This is a genomic window from Kitasatospora sp. SUK 42 (assembly GCF_015776785.2).
In the GTDB taxonomy this organism is placed as follows: domain Bacteria; phylum Actinomycetota; class Actinomycetes; order Streptomycetales; family Streptomycetaceae; genus Kitasatospora.
The window spans coordinates 1045061-1065084 of the sequence record NZ_LFMD02000003.1 but is presented as its reverse complement, the minus strand read 5'-3'; the positions used below and the strand labels follow the sequence as shown (position 1 = coordinate 1065084).

Annotated in this window: 13 protein-coding genes; 7 read left to right on the top strand and 6 right to left on the bottom strand. The window is 73.4% G+C overall.

The annotated features are described in order from the left end of the window. Positions 1 to 54: 54 nt before the first annotated feature. The 3 genes from RZ50_RS14435 to RZ50_RS14425 form a co-directional block, all read right to left on the bottom strand. On the bottom strand, positions 55 to 1041 hold the full coding sequence (locus RZ50_RS14435) for a hydroxymethylglutaryl-CoA lyase (RefSeq protein WP_308271630.1): 987 nt from the start codon (positions 1039 to 1041) through the stop codon (positions 55 to 57). Next, the gene (locus tag RZ50_RS14430) at positions 1038 to 3293 is read right to left on the bottom strand and encodes a biotin carboxylase N-terminal domain-containing protein (protein ID WP_196948364.1); all 2256 of its coding nucleotides are present in this window, start codon (positions 3291 to 3293) and stop codon (positions 1038 to 1040) included. Before RZ50_RS14430 ends, RZ50_RS14435 begins: the two co-directional genes overlap by 4 nt. Before the next feature lie 162 nt (positions 3294 to 3455). Further along, positions 3456 to 5168: a carboxyl transferase domain-containing protein gene (locus tag RZ50_RS14425; RefSeq protein ID WP_254802489.1), complete on the bottom strand. Its 1713-nt coding sequence runs from the start codon at positions 5166 to 5168 to the stop codon at positions 3456 to 3458. Positions 5169 to 5300: 132 nt separating this feature from the next. Between RZ50_RS14425 and RZ50_RS14420 the strand changes: the two genes are divergently transcribed. Next, complete coding sequence (locus RZ50_RS14420; protein ID WP_196948365.1) at positions 5301 to 5945, top strand: TetR/AcrR family transcriptional regulator; 645 nt, start codon at positions 5301 to 5303, stop codon at positions 5943 to 5945. A 593-nt stretch (positions 5946 to 6538) separates the two neighbouring features. Further along, entirely contained in the window at positions 6539 to 10375 is a 3837-nt protein-coding gene (locus tag RZ50_RS14415; protein WP_196948488.1) for an ABC transporter ATP-binding protein, read from the top strand. A gap of 52 nt (positions 10376 to 10427) precedes the next feature. Here the strand turns inward: RZ50_RS14415 and RZ50_RS14410 are convergent, their stop codons facing one another. Next, positions 10428 to 11354: an ATP-grasp domain-containing protein gene (locus RZ50_RS14410; protein WP_196948481.1), complete on the bottom strand. Its 927-nt coding sequence runs from the start codon at positions 11352 to 11354 to the stop codon at positions 10428 to 10430. Between the two features lie 133 nt (positions 11355 to 11487). Here RZ50_RS14410 and RZ50_RS14405 point away from each other — a divergent pair, with 133 nt between their 5' ends. Next, positions 11488 to 12021 carry an NUDIX hydrolase gene (locus RZ50_RS14405; RefSeq protein ID WP_254802488.1) on the top strand — a complete coding sequence of 178 codons (534 nt, stop codon included), beginning with the start codon at positions 11488 to 11490 and terminating at the stop codon, positions 12019 to 12021. A 64-nt stretch (positions 12022 to 12085) separates the two neighbouring features. Here RZ50_RS14405 and RZ50_RS14400 read toward each other — a convergent pair whose 3' ends face one another. Beyond that, complete coding sequence (locus tag RZ50_RS14400) at positions 12086 to 13213, bottom strand: hypothetical protein (protein WP_196948483.1); 1128 nt, start codon at positions 13211 to 13213, stop codon at positions 12086 to 12088. 320 nt (positions 13214 to 13533) lie between these two features. Continuing rightward, on the bottom strand, positions 13534 to 14649 hold the full coding sequence (locus RZ50_RS14395) for an iron-siderophore ABC transporter substrate-binding protein (protein ID WP_308271629.1): 1116 nt from the start codon (positions 14647 to 14649) through the stop codon (positions 13534 to 13536). 222 nt (positions 14650 to 14871) lie between these two features. Between RZ50_RS14395 and RZ50_RS14390 the strand changes: the two genes are divergently transcribed. The 4 genes from RZ50_RS14390 to RZ50_RS14375 all read left to right on the top strand — a co-directional run bounded on the left by RZ50_RS14390 (position 14872) and on the right by RZ50_RS14375 (position 19575). Next, positions 14872 to 16443, top strand: coding sequence for an APC family permease (locus tag RZ50_RS14390; RefSeq protein WP_196948484.1), 1572 nt, complete (start codon positions 14872 to 14874; stop codon positions 16441 to 16443). A 178-nt stretch (positions 16444 to 16621) separates the two neighbouring features. Continuing rightward, the gene (trpS, locus tag RZ50_RS14385) at positions 16622 to 17746 is read left to right on the top strand and encodes a tryptophan--tRNA ligase (RefSeq protein ID WP_196948485.1); all 1125 of its coding nucleotides are present in this window, start codon (positions 16622 to 16624) and stop codon (positions 17744 to 17746) included. Positions 17747 to 17909: 163 nt separating this feature from the next. Beyond that, positions 17910 to 18860 carry an LD-carboxypeptidase gene (locus RZ50_RS14380; protein ID WP_196948486.1) on the top strand — a complete coding sequence of 317 codons (951 nt, stop codon included), beginning with the start codon at positions 17910 to 17912 and terminating at the stop codon, positions 18858 to 18860. Between the two features lie 40 nt (positions 18861 to 18900). Next, entirely contained in the window at positions 18901 to 19575 is a 675-nt protein-coding gene (locus tag RZ50_RS14375) for a nucleoside/nucleotide kinase family protein (RefSeq protein ID WP_196948487.1), read from the top strand. Positions 19576 to 20024 lie beyond the last annotated feature (449 nt).

Here is a 20024-nt window from a genome sequence, read left to right as displayed (position 1 = left end):
GCGCCGGCCGGACCCTTCGGGCGGCCGGCGCCGGGGAGTCGTGCCGCGGGCGGGTCAGACCCGGGTGGTGCCGATCAGCGCCTGGACGGTGCGGGAGGGGCTCGGGCGGCCGAGGCGCCCGGCCATCCAGCCGCTGGTCGCGACCAGCGCGCGCAGGTCGACGCCGGTCCGGACGCCGAGCCCGTGCAGCATCCACACCAGGTCCTCGGTGGCAAGGTTGCCGGTGGCGCTCTTCGCGTACGGGCAGCCGCCCAGGCCGCCCGCCGAGGCGTCCACCGTGGTGACGCCCTCGCGCAGCGCCGCCAGGGTGTTGCTGAGCGCCTGGCCGTAGGTGTCGTGGAAGTGCACGGCCAGCCGGTCGGGCGTCACGCCGGCCCGGGCGAAGCCGGCCAGCAGGGCGCCCACCTGGCCGGGCGTGGCCACGCCGATGGTGTCGCCGAGGCTCAGCTCCGCGCAGCCCATCTCCAGCAGCTGCACGCCGTACCGGACCACCTGGTCGACCGGGACCGGCCCCTCCCAGGGGTCGCCGAAGCACATCGACAGGTAGCCGCGGACCGCGACCCCGGCCCCGGTGGCCCTGGCCACGACCGGGCGGAACATCGCCATGGCCTCCTCCGCCGAGCGGTTGAGGTTGCGGCGGGCGAAGGTCTCGGTGGCGCTGGCGAACACCGCGACGTCGGTGACGTGGTGGGCGAGCGCGCGGTCGAGGCCGCGCTCGTTGGGCACCAGCACCGGCAGCCGCAGGCCGGGGTGGCGCTCCGGCAGGTCGGCGAGCCTGGGGACCAGCTCCTCGGCGTCGGCGAGCTGGGGTACCCATTTCGGGTGAACGAAGCTGGTGGCCTCGACGGTCCGCAGCCCGGCGGCCGCGAGCCGCGCGATGAACTCCGCCTTGACCTCGACGGGCACCAGGGAGCTCTCGTTCTGCAGTCCGTCGCGCGGTCCGACCTCGTGGATCCGGACCTCCTCGGGCAGGCCGGGGGCGCGGACCGGGTCGGGCAGGCCCAGGTCGAGGGCGTCGGGCTCGCGGGCGGGGGAGGTCACGACCGCACCTCCGCGGGCTCGGCGGCCTCCTCGGCCGGGGTGACCACGACCAGCAGGTCCTCCATCGCGACGGTGGCCCCGGCGGTGGCCCGCAGTTCGGCCACCACGCCGTCGTGCGGCGCGGCGATCACGTGTTCCATCTTCATGGCCTCCAGCACGAGCAGGGGTTGGCCCTTGCGGACGGCTTCGCCCGCGGCGGTCTTGACGACGGTGACGGTGCCGGGCATCGGGGCGGTCAGGGCGCCGTGGTGGGCGGCGGCCCCGGCGGCGCTCTCGACGGCCGGGTCGTAGGCGTGCAGCGGCCAGGCGTCGCCCTCGATGCCGAGCCAGGTCACCGGGCCGGCGGCGGCGCCGGGGGCGGGGTCGGCGGCCAGCGCGAAGGTGGTCTGCAGGCCGTCCACGGTCAGGTGCAGCCGGTCGCCGGCCAGGGTGGCGCGGGCCCGGTGGACCGGTCCGGAGTCGAGCCGGAGTTCCACCTCACGGGTGAACTCGCCGGGAATGTCGGTGGGGTCGGCTACGTTGCCCGCAGTGATCGGACGGATGCGCACCGAGACCGGATCCCGGCCGGGGGTACGGAGTCGGTGGGTGGTCCAGGCGGGGGTGCCGCCCAGGCGCCAGCCGGAGGGGAAGGAGAACGGGTCGGTCCAGCCGCCGGGGTCGGCGGCCGGGGTGAGTTCCAGGTGCCGCGCCAGCGCGGCCGCGTAGGAGAGGAGGTGGGCAGGTGACGCTGGTTCGGTCGCCGTGGGGTCCGCCCCGTCCACGGGGCGGGCGGAGTCCGTGGCCCCGGCCGTGGCGGCCGCGTTCGACGGGGAGTACGGCGAGGCGAGCAGGGCCGGCTGCTGCAGGGCCGTCTGTTCCACCAGGCCGGTGTCCAGTCGGCCGGCGACGACCTCGGGGTGGGCGAGCAGTCGACGCAGGAAGCCGGTGTTGGTGGTGACGCCCAGGATGCGGGTGTCCGCCAGCGCGGCGCGGAGCCGGCGCAACGCGGTCGGGCGGTCGGGCCCGTACGCGATGACCTTGGCGAGCATCGGGTCGTAGGCGCTGGTGACGACGGTCCCGGGGGCGACCCCGGAGTCGACGCGGATGCCCTCGCCCCGGGGCTCGTCCAGGGTGAGGATGCGGCCGCCGGTGGGCAGGAAGTCCCGTTCAGGGTCCTCGGCGCAGATGCGGGCCTCGATGGCGTGGCCCAGGAAGGAGATGTCGGACTGGGTGAAGGAGAGCGGTTCGCCGGCGGCGACGCGCAGCTGCCACTCGACCAGGTCGAGTCGGGCTGAGTCCGCACCGACGGCGACGGCGAGCTCGGTGACGGGGTGTTCCACCTGGAGACGGGTGTTCATCTCCATGAAGAAGAAGTCCCGCACCCCCTCGGCGGCGGAGGCGGGGGCGTCCGGGTCGATGCCGGGGACGATGAACTCCACGGTGCCGGCCCCGGTGTAGCCGCAGGACTCCGCGGCGCGGACGGCCGCGGCGCCCATCGCGGCGCGGGTCTCGGCATTGAGGAGAACGGAGGGAGCCTCTTCGATCAGTTTCTGGTGGCGGCGCTGGAGGCTGCACTCGCGCTCGCCGAGGTGGACGGTGGCGCCGTGGGCGTCGGCGAGCACCTGCACCTCGATGTGGCGCGGCCGGTCGATCCAGCGTTCCAGCAGCAGGGTGTCGTCGCCGAAGGCGGTCCGGGCGACACGACGGGCGGCGGCGATCTCGGTGGGCAGGTCGGCGCGGTCCCGCACCAGGCGCATGCCCTTGCCGCCGCCACCGGCGGAGGGCTTGAGCAGGACGGGGTAGCCGATCTCGTCGGCGGCGGCGACGAGGTCCTCGTCCGTGGGCGCGGTGGCCTGGCTGCCGGGGACCACCGGGACGCCGGCGGCCCGTACGGCCTCCTTGGCGTTGATCTTGTCGCCCATCAGCTCGACCGCGTTGGGCGGCGGTCCGATGAAGGCGAGGCCCGCGTCGGCGCAGGCGCGGGCGAAGCCGGGGTTCTCGGCGAGGAAGCCGTAGCCGGGGTGGACGGCCTGGGCGCCGGTGCGGCGGGCGGCGGCGAGGATCTGGTCGGTCCGCAGGTAGGTCTCGGCCGCCGAACTGTCGCTGCGGTCGGCCGGGCCGAGCCGGACCGCGACGTCGGCCTCGCGGACGTGCGGTGCGTCGGCGTCCGCGTCGCTGAACACGGCGACCGAGCGGACACCGAGCCGCCGCAGGGTGCGGATCACCCGCAGGGCGATCTCGCCGCGGTTGGCGACCAGAACTGTGTCGAACATGGGAGGCGTTCCTCCGGGTCGAGGGGAGCCGTACGAAGGAGGTGGCGGTGGGCGGCTTGGCGTCGGCCCGGGGGCGGGCCGACGCCGTGGGAGTCACACCCGGAAGAGAGGAGTCACATCGGGGGTCACATCACGAAGGGGCAGGTGGTGCGGCACGAGGGGTCACATGCGGAAGACGCCGTACGGCGCGGGCGGTGCCAGCGGGGCGTTGGCGCAGGCGGTGAGGGCGAGGCCGACGACGGTGCGGGTGTCCATCGGGTCGATCACGCCGTCGTCCCAGAGCCGGGCGGTGGCGTAGTAGGCGTTGCCCTGGCGCTCGTACTGCTCGCGGACCGGGCGCTTGAACTCCTCCTCCGCCTCGGCCGGCCACTCCTCGCCGTGCGCCTCCAGCTGGTCGCGGCGGACGGTGGCGAGGACGGAGGCCGCCTGCTCGCCGCCCATCACGGAGATCTTGGCGCCCGGCCACATCCACAGGAAGCGAGGTGAGTAGGCCCGGCCGCACATCGAGTAGTTGCCGGCTCCGTACGAGCCGCCGATCACCACGGTCAGCTTCGGGACGCGGGTGCAGGCCACGGCGTTGACCATCTTGGCGCCGTTCTTGGCGATGCCGCCCGCCTCGTACTGCCGGCCGACCATGAACCCGGTGATGTTCTGCAGGAAGAGGAGGGGGATGCCGCGCTGGTCGCACAACTCGATGAAGTGGGCGCCCTTGAGGGCCGACTCGGAGAACAGGACGCCGTTGTTGGCGACGATGCCGACCGGGTGGCCGTGGATCCGGGCGAAGCCGGTGACTAGGGTCGCGCCGTACTCGGCCTTGAACTCGGCGAAGCGGCTGCCGTCGACCAGCCGGGCGATCACCTCGCGCACGTCGTAGGGCGTGCGGGGGTCGACCGGGACGGCTCCGTACAGGCCCGCAGGGTCGACGGTCGGCGGCTCGACCGGGGCGAGCGGCCACGGCTTGGCCGCGCGCGGGCCGAGCCCGGCCACGATGGTGCGGACGATGGAGAGGGCGTGGGCGTCGTCCTCGGCCAGGTGGTCCGTCACGCCCGAGGTGCGGGAGTGCAGCTCGCCGCCGCCCAGCTCCTCGGCGGTGACCACCTCGCCGGTGGCGGCCTTCACCAGCGGCGGCCCGCCCAGGAAGATCGTGCCCTGGTTGCGGACGATCACCGCCTGGTCGCTCATCGCCGGGACGTACGCGCCGCCGGCCGTGCAGGAGCCGAGCACGGCGGCGATCTGCGGGATGCCCGCGGCGGAGAGCCGGGCCTGGTTGTAGAAGATCCGGCCGAAGTGGTCGCGGTCCGGGAAGACCTCGTCCTGCATGGGGAGGAAGGCGCCGCCGGAGTCGACCAGGTAGACGCAGGGCAGCCGGTTCTCCAGCGCGACCTCCTGGGCGCGCAGGTGCTTCTTCACCGTCATCGGGTAGTAGGTGCCGCCCTTGACGGTGGCGTCGTTGGCGACCACCACCACCTCGCGTCCGGCGACCCGGCCGATCCCGGCGATCACCCCGGCCGCGGGCGCCGCCCCGTCGTACATCCCGTCGGCGGCCAGCGGGGCCAGTTCCAGGAAGGGCGAGGCCGGGTCGAGCAGGGTGTCCACCCGGTCGCGGGGGAGGAGCTTGCCGCGCGCCGTGTGCCGGGCACGGGCCTTGGCGCCGCCGCCGAGGGCCGCCGCGTCGAGCTTCGCGCGCAGCTCGGCGACCAGTGCCCGGTGCGCCTCGGTGTTCTCCCGGTAGGCCGTGGAGCCCGGGTCGACGGAGGTGCCGAGCCGGGGTGCCGGAGCGGCGGATCCCGGCGGTACGGCACCCGGTGCCGCCGCAGTGCCGGTCGCGGCGCCTGGCCGGACGCCGGAGGGTGCGCCGGTGGTTGAGATGACCATTCCCAAGAGCTCCCTTGCCCTCGGCAGCGGGTGGGCACCGGGTGCTGTGCGCCCCGTGGCCCTCACGTTAATTAACGTTAACTTACGCGCCCAGGTTAACGGCCGATAACCCGACTGTCTACGATGGGCAGCATGCCGAACGTCCCCGCAGCCTCCGCGCTCCCACGCCGTGACCAGATCCGCAAGGAGGCCGCGCGACTGTTCGCCGCCAGGGGCTTCCTCGGCGTGGGGGTGGACGAGATCGGCAAGGCCGTCGGCATCAGCGGCCCCGGGCTCTACCGCCACTTCGCCGGCAAGGACGCGATGCTCGCCGACCTGCTGGTCGGCATCAGCGAGCGCCTGCTGGAGGAGGGGCGGCGCCGGGCGGGCGGCGGTGACGGCCCGGCCGCCGCGCTGGACGCGCTGATCAGCGGCCACGTCGACTTCGCGCTGGACGACCGCGACCTGATCACCCTGCACGACCGCGAGCTGCTCAACCTCAAGGAGGAGGACCGCCGTACCGTCCGCCGGCTCCAGCGCGGCTACGTCGAGCTGTGGGTGGACGTGGTCCGGCAGGCCTACCCACCGCTGGCCGACCCCGCCGCCGAACCGGTGGCGCGGGCGGCCGTCCACGCGGTCTTCGGCCTGATCAACTCGACCCCGCACAGCCTCGGCTCGAACCCGGTCCAGGGCGAGCGCACCGGCCTGCAGCGCGACGGTATGGCCGCACTGCTCCACACCCTCGCCCACGGCGCCTTCGCCGCCGCCGCCGGCGGCGCCGCGACCGCGGACGCCTAAGTCTCGGCCTCGCGGGCGCCTGAGCCTCGGCCCCGCCGACGCCGCGACCGCGCGCGCCTGAGCCTCGGCCCCGCCGGCAGCCGGTCGGCAGCCGGTCGACCTCGTCCGCGGCGGACCGGCCCGCGTGCGGCCGGTCGCCCACGCGCCCTAGGCCCAACGAACGGGGCCTCTCCATCCCCGGGCCATTGGGCGTTCGGCGGCCCGTCGGGGACCCTGGAAGCAAGCGGGGACGGTGGGCCGCGTGGGTGCTCTGTGGGAATCACCGCAGGCCGCGCGCTGTTGGCCAATCCACCGGACCGGACGATCCGGGCTGCTTCGGCACCCACCCGGCCATTTTGCGCGGCCGGAAATGCCATGGCGGCCATCTGATGAAATGGTTAGCATTCCTAAATATGCCTGAGACTCACGGATCCACGGTGGAGCAATCTCCGAGCGGCTCACCGGCCCCCGGCTCGAACCCGGCGGTCCCCGGTGGCGACCCGCAGCCCACCCGCACACCCGCCGGGCCCCACCCCGAGCCGAGCGCCGACGTGCCCGCCGGGCAGCCCGCCCCCGCCGGGCAGCCCGCCCCCGCCGAGCTGCCCGCCCCCGCCCTGGGCGGGCAGCCTGCCGACGCCCCCGCCGGGAGCGGCAGCTGGCTGCGCCGGTTGATCGGCTACAGCTGGCGGTCCCGCCGCAGCCTGCTGCTCGCCTTCGGCGCCTCCCTGCTCGGCATGGCCGTCACCGCGCTGGTGCCGCTGGTCACCAAGCTGATCATCGACGACGTCATCGTCGCCCACACCCGCTCGCTGACCCCCTGGGCGGTGGTGCTGCTGCTCGCCGCCGTCGTGGTCTTCGGCTGCACCCAGGTCCGCCGCTACTACGGCGGCCAGCTTGCCGTCGACGTCCAGCACGACCTGCGCAGCGACCTGTTCCGTTCGCTCGGCCGGCTGGACGGCCACCGTCAGGACCGCCTGGACACCGGTCAGGTGGTGGGCCGCGCGACCTCGGACCTCCAGCTGATCAACGGCCTGCTCTCGATGCTGCCGATGATGACCGGCTACCTGCTGATGTTCGTCATGTCGCTGGCCGTGATGGTCTGGCTGTCCCCGCCGCTCACCCTGATCGCCCTGGTGATGGCCCCCGTGCTGTGGTGGCTCAGCGTGCTCAGCCGCAAGCGCCTGTTCCCCGCGACCTGGGTCGCCCAGCAGGAGGCGGCCGCCGTCGCGGGCGTGGTGGACGGCGCGATCGGCGGCGTCCGCGTGGTCAAGGGCTTCGGCCAGGAGGCGCAGGAGCAGGACAAGCTCGAACAGGCCTCCCACAACCTCTTCGCCGCCCGGCTCCGGTCGATCCGCCTCAACGCCCGCTACAACCCGGCGATGCAGGCGATACCGGCCCTCGCCCAGGTCGCGGTGCTGGCCTTCGGCGGCTGGCTGGCCGTTGACGGGAGCGTCTCGCTCGGGACCTTCGTCGCCTTCTCCACGTACGTCGCGCAGATGACCGGCCCGGTGCGGATGCTGACCATGGTCATCACGGTGGGCCAGCAGGCCCGGGCGGGCGTCGAGCGCGTCCTGCAGCTGATCGACGAGCGCCCGCTGGTCCAGGAGCGCCCGGACGCGCTCACCCTGGACCTCACGCACGGCGGCACCCCGGACCTCGTGCCGGACGACACCACGGACGACGCGACGGACAGCACTTCGGGCGGCGCCGCCGTCGGCCCCCGGAACCCCGAGGTCGCCCTGGAGTTCGACCAGGTCGAGTTCCGCTATGACCCCGAGCACCCCGCCCCCGTCCTGCACGGCCTCAGCCTGAAGCTGGCCCCCGGCGAGACCCTCGCCCTGGTCGGCGCCTCCGGCTCCGGCAAGTCGACGGTCGCCCAGCTGGTGCCCCGCTTCTACGACCCGGCGGCCGGTGCCGTCCGGCTCTACGGCCACGACCTGCGCGACCTCACCCTGGACTCGGTCCGCGCGGCGGTCGGCATCGTCCCCGAGGAGAGCTTCCTCTTCTCGGAGTCGGTCCGCACCAACATCGCCTACGGCCGCCCGGACGCCACCGACGAGCAGATCCTCGCCGCCGCCCGCGCCGCCCAGGCCGACGAGTTCGTCCGCGCCCTGCCGGACGGCTACGAGACCAAGGTCGGCGAACAGGGCCTGACCCTCTCCGGCGGCCAGCGCCAGCGCATAGCCCTGGCCCGGGCGATCCTCACCGACCCCCGGATCCTGCTGCTGGACGACGCCACCTCGGCGGTGGACCCGCAGATCGAGGCCGAGATCCACGACGCGCTGCGCTCGGTGATGACCGGCCGCACCACCCTGCTGATCGCCCACCGCCGCTCGACCCTCCAACTCGCCGACCGGATCGCCATCCTGGAGCGCGGCCGGCTGCTGGACATCGGTACGCACGAGGAACTCGATGCCCGATGTCCCCAGTACCGGGCCCTGATCACCGACCCCGAGGCCGGCCGCACCCCCGAGCCGCAGCCCGCACCCGCACCCCAGCCCGGCCAGCTCGCCCCCGAGGCCCAGCAGTCCCCGGCAGCCCCCACCGTCCCCAGCCCCACCCTCTCCACCCCCGCCCTGGCCAAGGCCGCCCGCACCGCCGACCCCGACCTGCTGGCCAGGGTCGCCGCCCTCCCGCCGGCCGCCGACACCCCCGCCGTCTCCCGCGCCGAGGCCGAGGCCGGAGACCCCGACTTCACCCTGCGCCGCCTGCTGCGCCCCTTCCGGGTCCCGCTGGCCGTCGCCTTCGTGCTGCTCGTCCTGGACGCCGCCGCCGGCCTGGTGCTGCCGGTGCTGATCCGGCACGGCATCGACCAGGGCGTCCGCAAGGGCCTGATGGCGGGCGTCGCGGTGGCCGCGATCACCGCCCTGGTCATCGTCCTGCTGGACTGGGTGGTGCAGAGCGCCGAGAACCGGGTCAGCGGCCGCACCGGCGAACGCGTGCTCTACACCCTCCGGCTCAAGATCTTCGCCCACCTCAACCGGCTCGGCCTGGACTACTACGAGCGCGAGCTGACCGGCCGGATCATGACCCGGATGACCACCGACCTGGACTCGCTGACGTCCTTCCTCCAGACCGGCATGGTCACCGCCGTGGTCAGCCTGCTGACCTTCGCCGGGATCTTCGTCGCCCTGCTGGTCATCGACGCCGGCCTGGCCCTGGTGGTCTTCGCCGTGCTGCCGCTGCTGGTGATCGCCACTCTCGTGTTCCGCCGGAAGTCCAAGGACCAGTACGAGCGCTCCCGCGACCTGATCAGCGCGGTCAACGCGGACCTCCAGGAGAACGTGGCCGGCATGCGGATCGTCCAGGCCTTCCGCCGCCTGGACACCAACACCGACCGCTTCGTGGCCCGCGGCGTCGCCTACCGCGAGGCCCGGGTCCGCGCGCAGCTGTACATCTCCCTCTACTTCCCGTTCGTCCAGTTCCTCTCCAGCGCGGCCGCCGCCCTGGTGCTGATCGTCGGCGCGGCCCGGGTCGACGCGGGGACGCTGACGGTCGGCGCGCTGGTCGCCTACCTGCTCTACATCGACTTGTTCTTCGCCCCGGTCAATCAGCTGTCCCAGGTGTTCGACGGCTACCAGCAGGCCTCGGTGGGCCTCGGCCGGATCGGCGAGCTGCTGCGCACTCCGACCTCCACCGCCCCGGCGGCCGACCCGGTCCCGGTGGTCAAGGGGCTGCGCGGCGAGATCGCCTTCGAGGGCGTCGGCTTCGCCTACAACGGCGGTGCGGACGGCTCCCCGGAGGTGCTGAGCGACGTCGACCTGCACATCCCCGCAGGTCAGACGGTGGCACTGGTCGGCGAGACCGGCGCGGGCAAGTCGACGCTGGTGAAGCTGGTCGCCCGGTTCTACGACGCGACGGCCGGCACCGTCCGGGTGGACGGCGTGGACCTCACCCGCTACGACCTGACGCAGTACCGCCACCGCCTGGGTGTGGTGCCGCAGGAGGCGTACCTGTTCGCGGGCACCGTCCGCGAGGCGATCGCGTACGGCCGGCCGGGCGCCTCGGCGGCCGAGGTGGAGGCGGCGGCCCGGGCGGTCGGCGCGCACGACATGATCCTCCGGCTGTCGGGCGGCTACGACCACGAGGTCGCGGGCCGCGGCCGGAACCTCTCGGCGGGCCAGCGCCAGCTGATCGCCCTGGCCCGGGCCGAGCTGGTCGACCCGGACATCCTTCTGCTGGACGAGGCCACCGCGGCGCTCGACCTGGCCACCGAGGCGGCGGTCAACCAGGCCGCGGACCGGCTCAGCGGCGGACGCACCACCCTGGTCATCGCCCACCGCCTGACCACCGCCGAGCGCGCCGACCGGGTGGTCGTGCTGGACCACGGCCGGGTGGTCGAGGACGGCACGCACACCGAACTGCTCGCCCGGGGCGGTGCGTACGCGCGGCTCTGGCAGGCGTTCATCGCGGACGGGCACCCGGCGGCCGAGGCGGTCGCCGCCGGGTAGGCAGTCCCGCCGGGCAGGCGGTCGCCCGGCAGGCCGCGGCCGGTCCGTCCCGTCAGGAGGCGATCAGCGAGGCCAGCAGTCCCGAGGCGTCGATCCCGTGCGGCAGGTCGCTCACCTGCCCGTCCCCGACCTCGACCACCCGCCAGCCGGAGCCGTCGGCCCGGCTGGCGAGGTCGGTGGTGACGAAGCGGCAGCCGAGTCTTCGGACCAGCGCGGGCACCTCGGTGAGGTCGGGCCGGACCTGCTGGTGCGGGGTGTCCGGGTGCGGCCCGACCAGGACCGGTCGGCCGTCCAGCCACCACACCCGGGCCTCCACGGCCAGCCCGTCCGGGCCGTTCGCGCCGTCCGGTTCCCCGCCCGCTGCGCAGCCCGTCCGCTCGAACTCCTCGTACCTCCGCAGCACCACCCCGCCGACCAGGAACTCGCCCTGGAGTTCGACGAACCGCCCGACCACCCGGCCGACCGCCGCCAGGTCGGCCAACTCGGGTACGTAGCAGGCCTCGTACCACTCGTGCTTGCGCGACTTCACGTAGTCCTTGACGATCGCCGGCCCGCTCCCGCCGAGCCGGGCCGCCGCCTCCGCCAGTTCCTGCGGCCCGGGCGCCGCCGTGCCGGTGGACGGGATCCAGACGCTGGGCGGGGTGGCCCCCTCGAACACGCCGTACCAGCCGGGCAGTTCGTGCGCCGCCGCGTAACCGGGCGCGGTGGTCAGCAGGTTGCCGCCGCGGACGGTGAGCGCGGCGGCGAACTCGGCGTACCGGGCGGAGGGGAGCATCCAGCCCCGGTACCAGAGCGGGCCACTGCCCGGGGGCACCCGCCGGACCGCCTCCCCGGCGAGCCCGGCGAGCAGCGCGTCGTGGTCGACCAGGTGGTGCTCACCGCCCAACTCCCGTAGCAGCCTGGCCTCCCAGGCGAAGTGCGGGTCGGGCCGGCGCGGGTTGAGCGGATCGGCGGGGAAGATGATCGAGGGTACGGGCATGGCGGTCAGGGTACGGCCGGCCGGGCGGCCGTGGGGCCGGTCGGCGCGGGTCCGGAGCGCGGCCCGACCCAAGTGGGCTTCCCGGCCGGTGAATTCGCTCGACGCCCGGTGCGGACGCTGTCAGAGTGTCCCGATGCGAAGACTGCTGCGACCCCGCGAACGCGTTCCCCGGCAGGCCGCCCGCACGGTGGTCCTGGACGCGAACGGCTCGGTGTTCCTGCTCCGTTCGGACAACGACGAGGTCGGCGTCCACTGGACGGCGCCGGGCGGCGGACTGGAGCAGGGCGAGACCCCGCGGTCCGGTGCCCGGCGCGAACTGGCGGAGGAGACCGGCTGGACCGACCTCGAACCCGGCCCGCTGCTCTGCACCTGGGAGCACGACTTCACCTGGCACGGCACTCCGGTTCGCCAGCACGAGCACATCTACCTCACCGCCGGCCCGCACCGCGGCCCGGTCGGCGACGTCAGCGCGGTGCACGCCGAGGACCGGATCCTCGACTGGCGCTGGTGGACCCCGGCGGACCTCGCCGACGAGAACGGCGACGCGCTCTGGCCGCCCCGGCTACCGGAGTTGCTGGACGCGGTCCGCTCGGGCTGGGCGGTCGACGGGCGCCCACCGGTGCCCGTCGACCTCGGCTACATCCCCAACGGACCGGTCGTCCGCTAGGGCCTGTCCGGGCCTCCCGTCCTTCCGGCGGCCGGCAGCGAGCCCTCGGTCCCGGCGGCCCGCGCTATCCGCGCCCGCCGCGCCGACCCCGCCCGGTCGGGCTGGGCTCCCAGCCGTGCAGCTCCAGCTCCCGGTCGTGCAGCGCCCAGGGGTTCATCAGCACCGTCAGCCGGGCGCCGACCAGTTGTTCGACGGTGAGCCCGGTCTCGGACAGCAGCTGCTCGGTCGACACCGAGACGGCGATCGCGGGGCGCCAGGAGGGCAGCACCACCAGGCTGGTGCCGCGGCCGACCCGGATCGGTTCCGCGGCTGACCGGACCGGCGCCCGCTCCTCCGGCCGACCGACGACGACCTCGGGCTGGCCGGGGCTGCCGCCGATCAGGACGCCGAGCGGCGGTTCGGCCCGGGACACCTCGACGATGTCACCGGGCCTGACGACATCGCCGGGCGCGAGGGCATCGCCAGGCGCGACGGCGGAACCGGGCGCGACGGAGGAACCGGGTGCGACGGCGGCGGTGGCCGACGGCAGGTGATCGCTCACCGACCCCGTTGCACCGGTCAGTTCACCCGCCCACCCGGTACCACGTGGCTCCGCCCCGACCGGGTCGGTCGCGGCCGTCTCCCGTGCGGCCGCCTCCTGCCCGGTCCGGTCGGCCTGCGGGTGCATCCGGCGCAGCCGGCGCGAGGGCGACGGCCGTCGGGAGCCGTAGCTCCGTACCTCCTCGCGCGCCGAACGCAGCACCGGCGAGGGCCGGCTGCCTTCTGCGGGCGCCGACGACTGCTGGAGCCGGACGACCCCCGGCCAGACTCCGTCGGAGGGGTGGTCCCCGTCGGAGGAGCCGTCCCCGGCCTGCTCGCCGAGCAGCGCCCGCACCTCCTCGGCCGACCGCCGGCACGCGGCCGCCAGCTCGGCGACCGAGCGTCCCTCGGCGCGCGCGGCCCGCAGCCGGTCGGCGAACGCCGCCCGCAGCCGCTCCGCCGTCGGATCAGCCAGATCAGCCGGATCAGCCGGATCACCCGTCGCCGGGGACGGACCCGTCGCGGGCAGGAGGTAGGCCTCCGCGTCCCCCCGGGTGCGCGGCTGCGGCACCGAGTCGTGGCGGCAGGCACCGCTCTGGCGCACCGGGGCGCCGGTGGTACCGGCTGCCGCCGTGCCGCCCTCGGCCACCGTCACGATCGAGCAGACCGGCACGGAGGCGGGAGCGGACGCCGGAGCAGTCGCGGGACCGGAACGCCCGGATGGAAGGGGCACAACGGGCACAACGGGTGGGACGGCTGCGACGGGCGGGCCGCCGGCCGGGGGTGAGGACCCGGCGCGGTCCGCGGGCGGACCGGGCAGGGACGGGTCGGTGGCGGTGGGGTGGAGCGAGGTCATCGGCGGGCCCTTCGGCGGATGGTCCCGACGATCCTCCCGCACCGCGCGACCAGCTCCAAGCGTCATTCCCGGGCGTGTGCCCGAGACCACCTGGTGATCGTCGGGAGATCACCGCCGCCCCGACCCGGTGCATCGGCTCAACTGCCGGGCGCGACGAAGCCCTTGAGATCGGCGAGCACCGCGTGCGCCGCCATGACGCCGAGCCCGAGGAACCAGGTCTCGTCCGAAACCGGCCGGGCCTGACCGGACTTGACCGCACCGAGCGTCTTCCACAGCGCGCCGCCGAGCACCGCGTCCTGGTTGGTCGAACTGGGGCTGCCGTACACGCCGTAGAAGATCCAGTCGGCGTCGGCCTTGTCGATCTGCTCCGGGCTGACCTCCACCGCCAGCTCCTTGACCTGTTCGATCGCGGGCTGCGGCAGCGGCACGTCGGTGAGGATGGTGCCGATGAAGGAGAGTTCGGCGTAGAGCCTGGTCCGGCCCGGCATGAAGCGCAGCGGCGTGATGGTGGGCCGCTTGTCGCCGAGCTTCGCGCCGATCGCGGTGGCGGCCGCCTGGTAGGCGTCGAGCTGGGCCTTGGCCTCGGCCTCCAGGCCGAACGGGGCGGCGTTGAGCAGGAAGTTCTGCTTCCAGGGGTAGCCGGGGCGCAGTGAGAAGACGGTCGGCGCGATCTTGGACAGCTGCGCGTACTGGTCCTGGGCGCGCAGCTGGCTGCCGAGGATCAGGTCGGGCTTGAGCGCGGCGATGGCCTCCAGGTTGAGGCTGTTGATGGTGCCGACGGCGGCGGGGCTGCCGGCCTTGTCCTTCAGGTACGAGGGCAGGGACTTGGAGGCGTCGGCGTAGACGACGCCGACCGGCTGGATGCCGAGCGAGACGATGTTGTCGAGTTCGCCGGTGTCCAGCACCACGACCCGGGTGGGCTTGGCCGGGATGACGGTCTCGCCCAGGGCGTGCCTGACGGTGCGCGGGTAGACGCCGGGGGCGGCGTCGGTGCCGAAGCCCTTCATCTTCTCGATCACGCTGGCGTAGTCGTCGCCGCCCTGCTTGACCGACTTCTGGTCGGGGGAGGAGCCGCCACCGCCCGGGCTCGCGCCGCCGCTGCCGCCGGTGGCGCCCGATCCGCCGGAGCCGCCGCAGGCGGCGAGCAGCCCACCGAGGCCGAGCACGGCGGCGCCGGTCGCCCCGGCGGTGAGGAATCGGCGGCGGGAGGGGGTGCGGGGGACGAGGGCCAGATCGTCGGGGGTGGGGGCCACGCGACGCTCCTTCGCGGTTGGACGGGACGGTCAGAGTTAGGTGAGGCAAACCTATCTTGTTGTCCGTCGTGCCCGCTTATCGGGGAAGTCCTCCGGAGAGTCAAACGTCATCGTAAGTGCATAAAATCACCAAGAGTTGGTCTATTCAACCTTCCTCCTTCCCCTTAGAGTGCGTTGGTGTTTGATCAGCAGCTCTCAGAGCACACAAGCAGCGGCCGGGCAATGGCGCCCGGCGCTCCGCAGGGTGCCCCGGTCAGTGGCATCAGTGGTGGCGTTCCCGACCAGGGGACGGCTGGGGGAGCGGGGGACAAGGGTCTACGGGGCAACTCGGTGGGCCTGCTGGGCAGCGTCGTGCTGGGCGTCTCGACGGTCGCCCCGGTCTACTGTCTGACCGCGACGCTCGGACCGACCGTCACCGCGGTCGGCGTTCAGATGCCCGCGGTGTTCCTGGCGGGATTCCTGCCGATGCTGCTCGTCGCGTTCGCGTACAAGGAGCTGAACAAGGACTTCCCGGACTGCGGGACGTCCTTCACGTGGACGGTCAAGGCCTTCGGCCCCCGGGTCGGCTGGATGGCCGGTTGGGGACTGACCGTCGCGACGATCATCGTGCTCTCCAACCTGGCCGGCGTCGCGACGAACTTCCTCTACCTGATGCTCGGCGAGATGACCGGCAGCAGTTGGATCTCCGACCTCGACCAGAACAAGGCCGTCCACCTGCTCACCGTGGTCCTGTTGATCGCCGGTGCCACCGCGATGAGCTACCGGGGGATGACGGCCACCAAGTGGTTCCAGTACAGCCTGGTCGCCCTCCAGCTGGCCGTCCTGGTGCTCTTCTCGGCCATCGCCATCGGCAAGGCCGCCGCCGGGGACCTTCCGGACTCGATCGGCTTCTCGTTCTCCTGGCTCAACCCGCTCCAGGTCAGCTCGTTCAGCGCGTTCACCGCCGGGCTGTCGCTGTCGATCTTCATGTACTGGGGCTGGGACACCTGCCTCACCATGAACGAGGAGACCCTCGGCAGCGCCAAGACCCCCGGTCGGGCCGCGATGATCTCCATGGTCACCCTGGTCGGCTCCTACCTGCTGGTCGCGATCTCCGCCCAGATGTTCGCGGGCGTCGGCACCACCGGCAACGGCCTCGGCAACCCGGCGACGGCCGACAACGTCTTCGCCGCGCTCGCCCGCCCGGTGCTCGGCTCACCGTGGAGCATCCTGCTCTTCCTGGCCGTGGTCGCCAGCGCCGCCGCCAGCCTGCAGACCACCTTCATCCCGGTGGCCCGCACCCTGCTCGCGATGAGCGCCTACCGCGCCGTGCCGCCGCGCTTCGGCGCCGTCCACCCGCGCTTCCGCACCCCCGGCTACGCCACCGTCGCAGCCGGCGTCGCCACCGCCGTCTTCTACGTCGGCATGAGCCTGATCAGCGAGAACGTCGTCCAGGACACCATCCTGGCGCTGGGTCTGATGATCTGCTTCTACTACGCGCTGACCGCCTTCTCCTGCGTCTGGTACTTCCGCCGCTCGCTGCGCACCAGCGTGCGCGACCTGCTGCTCAAGGGCGCCGCCCCGCTGGTGGGCGGCCTCCTGCTGAGCGCGGTCTTCCTCCAGACCCTCACCGACGCCTGGGCCCCCGACTACGGCAGCGGCTCCGTCTTCGGCATCGGCTCGGTGTTCGTGATCGGCGTCGGCATCCTGCTGCTCGGCGCCGGGCTGATGACCTGGTACGGCGCGATCCGGCCGGAGTTCTTCCGCGGCGAGACGCTGCGCAAGGACACCCCCGCGCTGGTCGTGGAGGACTGACGCTATCGTTGGAGCCATGAAGAGCTTCAAGGGCCTGTGCTGGTGGCCGTCCTAGGACGGCCACCACACTCGCCTGAGCAGGGCCGTCCGGGATGGACGGCCCTGCTGCGTTTCCCCCGCGGGACGGGCCCCTCGCCCCGGACGGCCACCACCACCGCCGTACCGAGGGAGAAACCCGATGACCGACGCCGTCCCGAACACCGCCGCCCTGACCGCCCCCACAGCGGCCGCTTCCACCCCGGCCGCTTCAGCGTCGACCACTTCCGCGTCGCACGCCGACGAACCGGCCACCGCAGGCCCGATCACCGACCCGGCCGCCCACCGCGTCCTCACCGGGGACCGCCCCACCGGCCCGCTCCACCTCGGCCACTACTTCGGCACCCTGCGCAACCGGGTCCTCCTCCAGGACCAGGGCGTCGAGATGTTCGTCCTGGTCGCCGACTACCAGGTCATCACCGACCGCGACATCGCCGACCGGCTCGCCGAGCACACCGAGAACCTCGTCCTCGACTACCTCGCGGCCGGCCTCGACCCCGAGCGCGCCACGATCTTCGCGCACAGCGCCGTCCCCGCCCTCAACCAGCTGCTGCTGCCCTTCCTCAGCCTGGTCAGCGTCGCCGAACTGAGCCGCAACCCCACCGTCAAGGACGAGATCGCCCACTCCAGCCAGGCCGCCGTCAACGGGCTGATGTTCACCTACCCCGTCCACCAGGCCGCCGACATCCTGTTCTGCAAGGCCGACCTGGTGCCGGTCGGCCAGGACCAGCTGCCCCACCTGGAGGTCGCCCGCACCGTCGCCCGCCGCTTCAACGAGCGCTACCCGCACACCGACGGCAGCGCCGTCTTCCCCCGCCCCCGGGCCCTGCTCTCCGAGGCCCCGATGCTGCTCGGCACCGACGGCGGCAAGATGAGCAAGAGCCGCGGCAACGCCGTCGCCCTCGGCGCCACCGAGGACGAGACCGCCCGGATCATCCGCGGCGCCAGGACCGACGCCGACCGCCACATCACCTACGACCCGGCGAACCGCCCCGAGGTGTCCGGCCTGGTCCTCCTCGCCGCGCTCTGCCAGGACCGCGCCCCCGAGGCGGTCGCCGAGGAGATCGGCGGCGGTGGTGCCGCCGCGCTCAAGCGCACCGTCACCGAGTCCGTCAACGAGCACTTCCGCCCGCTGCGCGCCCGCCGCGCCGAGCTCGCCGCCGACCGCGGCCACCTGCGGAAGGTCCTGCACGACGGTGCCGAGCGCGCCAACGCCATCGCCGACGCCACCCTCGCCGAGGTGCGGGAGGTGATGGGGGCGATCTGAAGAGGCCTCAACCCGGGCGGACCCACCGCGGTCCGCCCGGTCACCGCGGACCGCCCGTCCACGGACATCGGCCGGTCGACCCGCGGGCATATCGTCACCGGGCGGCCTCGACCACACCCCGAGGCCGCCCGCAGCCCCGCCCCTTCCCCGAAAGGCCCGGTCCATGGACCAGCAACCCACCACGCCCGGCCAGGGACTGACCCGCCCGCCGCAGCTGCGCCTCGGCGACCACATCGCCGTCGTCGCCCCCAGCGGCCCGATCGACCCCGAGCGGCTCACCGCCGGCTGCGCGATCCTGCGCTCCTGGGGCCTGCGCGTCACCGTCGCTCCGCACGTCCTCGACACCCACCCCACCCTCGGCTACCTCGCCGGCACCGACGCCGACCGCGCCGCCGACCTCCAGTCCGCCTGGCTCGACCCCACCGTCGACGCCGTCATCTGCGCCCGCGGCGGCTACGGGGTCCACCGCATCGTCGAGCTGCTCGACTGGACCGCGATGCGCGCCGCCCGCCCCAAGCCCTTCATCGGCTTCAGCGACGTCAGCTCCCTGCACGAGGCCTTCGCCCGGCACCTCGGCCTCGCCACCCTCTACGGGCCGATGGCGGCCGCCTCCTCCTTCACCGAGGACGGCCCCACCGCCGAACACCTGCGCCGGACCCTCTTCGACCCCGCCGCCACCACCGTCCTCACCTCGCCCGCCGCCGGCGCACTCGTCCCCGGCCGCGCCCGCGGCATCACCGCCGGAGGGTGCGTCCACGTCCTCGCCGCCGAGCGCGGCACCTCCGCCGCCCGCCCCTCCTACGCGGACGGCATCCTGGTCCTCGAAGACGTGAACGAGCACCCGTACCAGCTCGACCGCCTGCTCACCCAGTTCCTGCGCTCCGGTGCCCTCGACGGCGTGGCCGGTATAGCGCTCGGTTCCTGGGAGGGCTGCGGACGGCCCGAACGGGTCCGGGACGTGATGCTCGACCGCCTCGGCGGTCTCGGCGTGCCCGTGCTCTGGGAACTGGGCTTCGGCCACTGCCCGTCCACCCTCACCGTCCCCCTCGGCGTCTCCGCCCTGCTCGACGCGGACGCGGGAACCCTCACCCTGGACCAGCCCGCCCTCGCCTGAGACCGGCCGCCGGGCCGGGACGAGTGAGTAGGGTGCGGCCATGAACGAGGACCGCCTCACCGCCCTTGCCCTCGGACTCCTCCGCGGCCCGGGCAGCAACGCCCGTACGATCCTCGGACTTGCCGGCCCGCCCGGAGCCGGCAAGTCCACCCTCGCCCGCCACCTCGTCGCCCAGGTGGAACGCATCGAAGGCCCCGGCACCGCCGCGTACCTCCCGCTCGACGGCTTCCACCTCTCGGCCGCCCAGCTCGACCGCCTCGGACTGAGCCACCGCAAGGGCGCCCGCGCCACTTTCGACGCCCACGGCTACCTGGCCCTGCTGCGCCGGGTCGCCGCCGACCGCTTCCAGGACATCTACGTCCCTGACTTCGACCGCACCCTGGACGAACCGGTCGCCGCCCGACACGTCGTCCGCCCGCACACCCGCCTGGTCATCACCGAGGGCAACTACCTCGCCTCCGCGGACACCCCCTGGTCGGACGCCCGCCGACTGCTGCGCGAACTCTGGTACGTCGACACCGACGACGCCGTTCGCGAGGAACGCCTGCTCCGCCGCCACCGAGACGGCGGCCGGGACGAGGCCACCGCGCTGCGCTGGGTCACCGGCAACGACCACCCCAACGGCGAGTACGTGAAGCAGGGCCGTGCGCTCTGCACCCGGACCGTCCCCGGAACCGGTTTGCCCCAAGCGCCGGAGAGGGGTAGTGTTCTCTAGTCGCTCGACAGGGGGCACCGGACACGCATCTGCGCGGACGGTCCCGGGGCGGCCAATCCCTTGAAACACCACTTCCGGTTCATGCCGGTCGTTTCGCTTTTCGCGTTGCGGCTCGGTGTTTATTTGGCGTGCGCGTTTTATCGGATTGCGGTCGGATTCGCTTTTCGGAGCGGGGGTCGGCTAGAGTTTGAAACGTCGGACAGGGCGTCAAGCCCCGGAAGACACCGGCGAGTTGGATGACGAAGCCCCGGAAACGGAGCGGAAAACATCTGATAAGCTGGAAACACGAAAGAACGAAGCGCCCGGAGGGCCCGCTGGAAGGCGGCTCGAAGGAAGCGTCCGTTCCTTGAGAACTCAACAGCGTGCCAAAAGTCAACGCCAGATATGTTGACATCCCCGGCCTCAGATTCTTCTGGGGTTGGAGATTCCTTTTGAAATAACACTAGCGA

What these genes read in the sequence shown, in the direction of transcription:
- RZ50_RS14430 (WP_196948364.1), bottom strand. Translation starts at nt 3,293, where the DNA reads ATGTTCGACACAGTTCTGGTCGCCAACCGCGGCGAGATCGCCCTGCGG.
- RZ50_RS14425 (WP_254802489.1), bottom strand. Translation starts at nt 5,168, where the DNA reads ATGGTCATCTCAACCACCGGCGCACCCTCCGGCGTCCGGCCAGGCGCC.
- RZ50_RS14420 (WP_196948365.1), top strand. Translation starts at nt 5,301, where the DNA reads ATGCCGAACGTCCCCGCAGCCTCCGCGCTCCCACGCCGTGACCAGATC.
- RZ50_RS14410 (WP_196948481.1), bottom strand. Translation starts at nt 11,354, where the DNA reads ATGCCCGTACCCTCGATCATCTTCCCCGCCGATCCGCTCAACCCGCGC.
- RZ50_RS14405 (WP_254802488.1), top strand. Translation starts at nt 11,488, where the DNA reads ATGCGAAGACTGCTGCGACCCCGCGAACGCGTTCCCCGGCAGGCCGCC.
- RZ50_RS14390 (WP_196948484.1), top strand. Translation starts at nt 14,872, where the DNA reads ATGGCGCCCGGCGCTCCGCAGGGTGCCCCGGTCAGTGGCATCAGTGGT.
- trpS (WP_196948485.1), top strand. Translation starts at nt 16,622, where the DNA reads ATGACCGACGCCGTCCCGAACACCGCCGCCCTGACCGCCCCCACAGCG.
- RZ50_RS14380 (WP_196948486.1), top strand. Translation starts at nt 17,910, where the DNA reads ATGGACCAGCAACCCACCACGCCCGGCCAGGGACTGACCCGCCCGCCG.
- RZ50_RS14375 (WP_196948487.1), top strand. Translation starts at nt 18,901, where the DNA reads ATGAACGAGGACCGCCTCACCGCCCTTGCCCTCGGACTCCTCCGCGGC.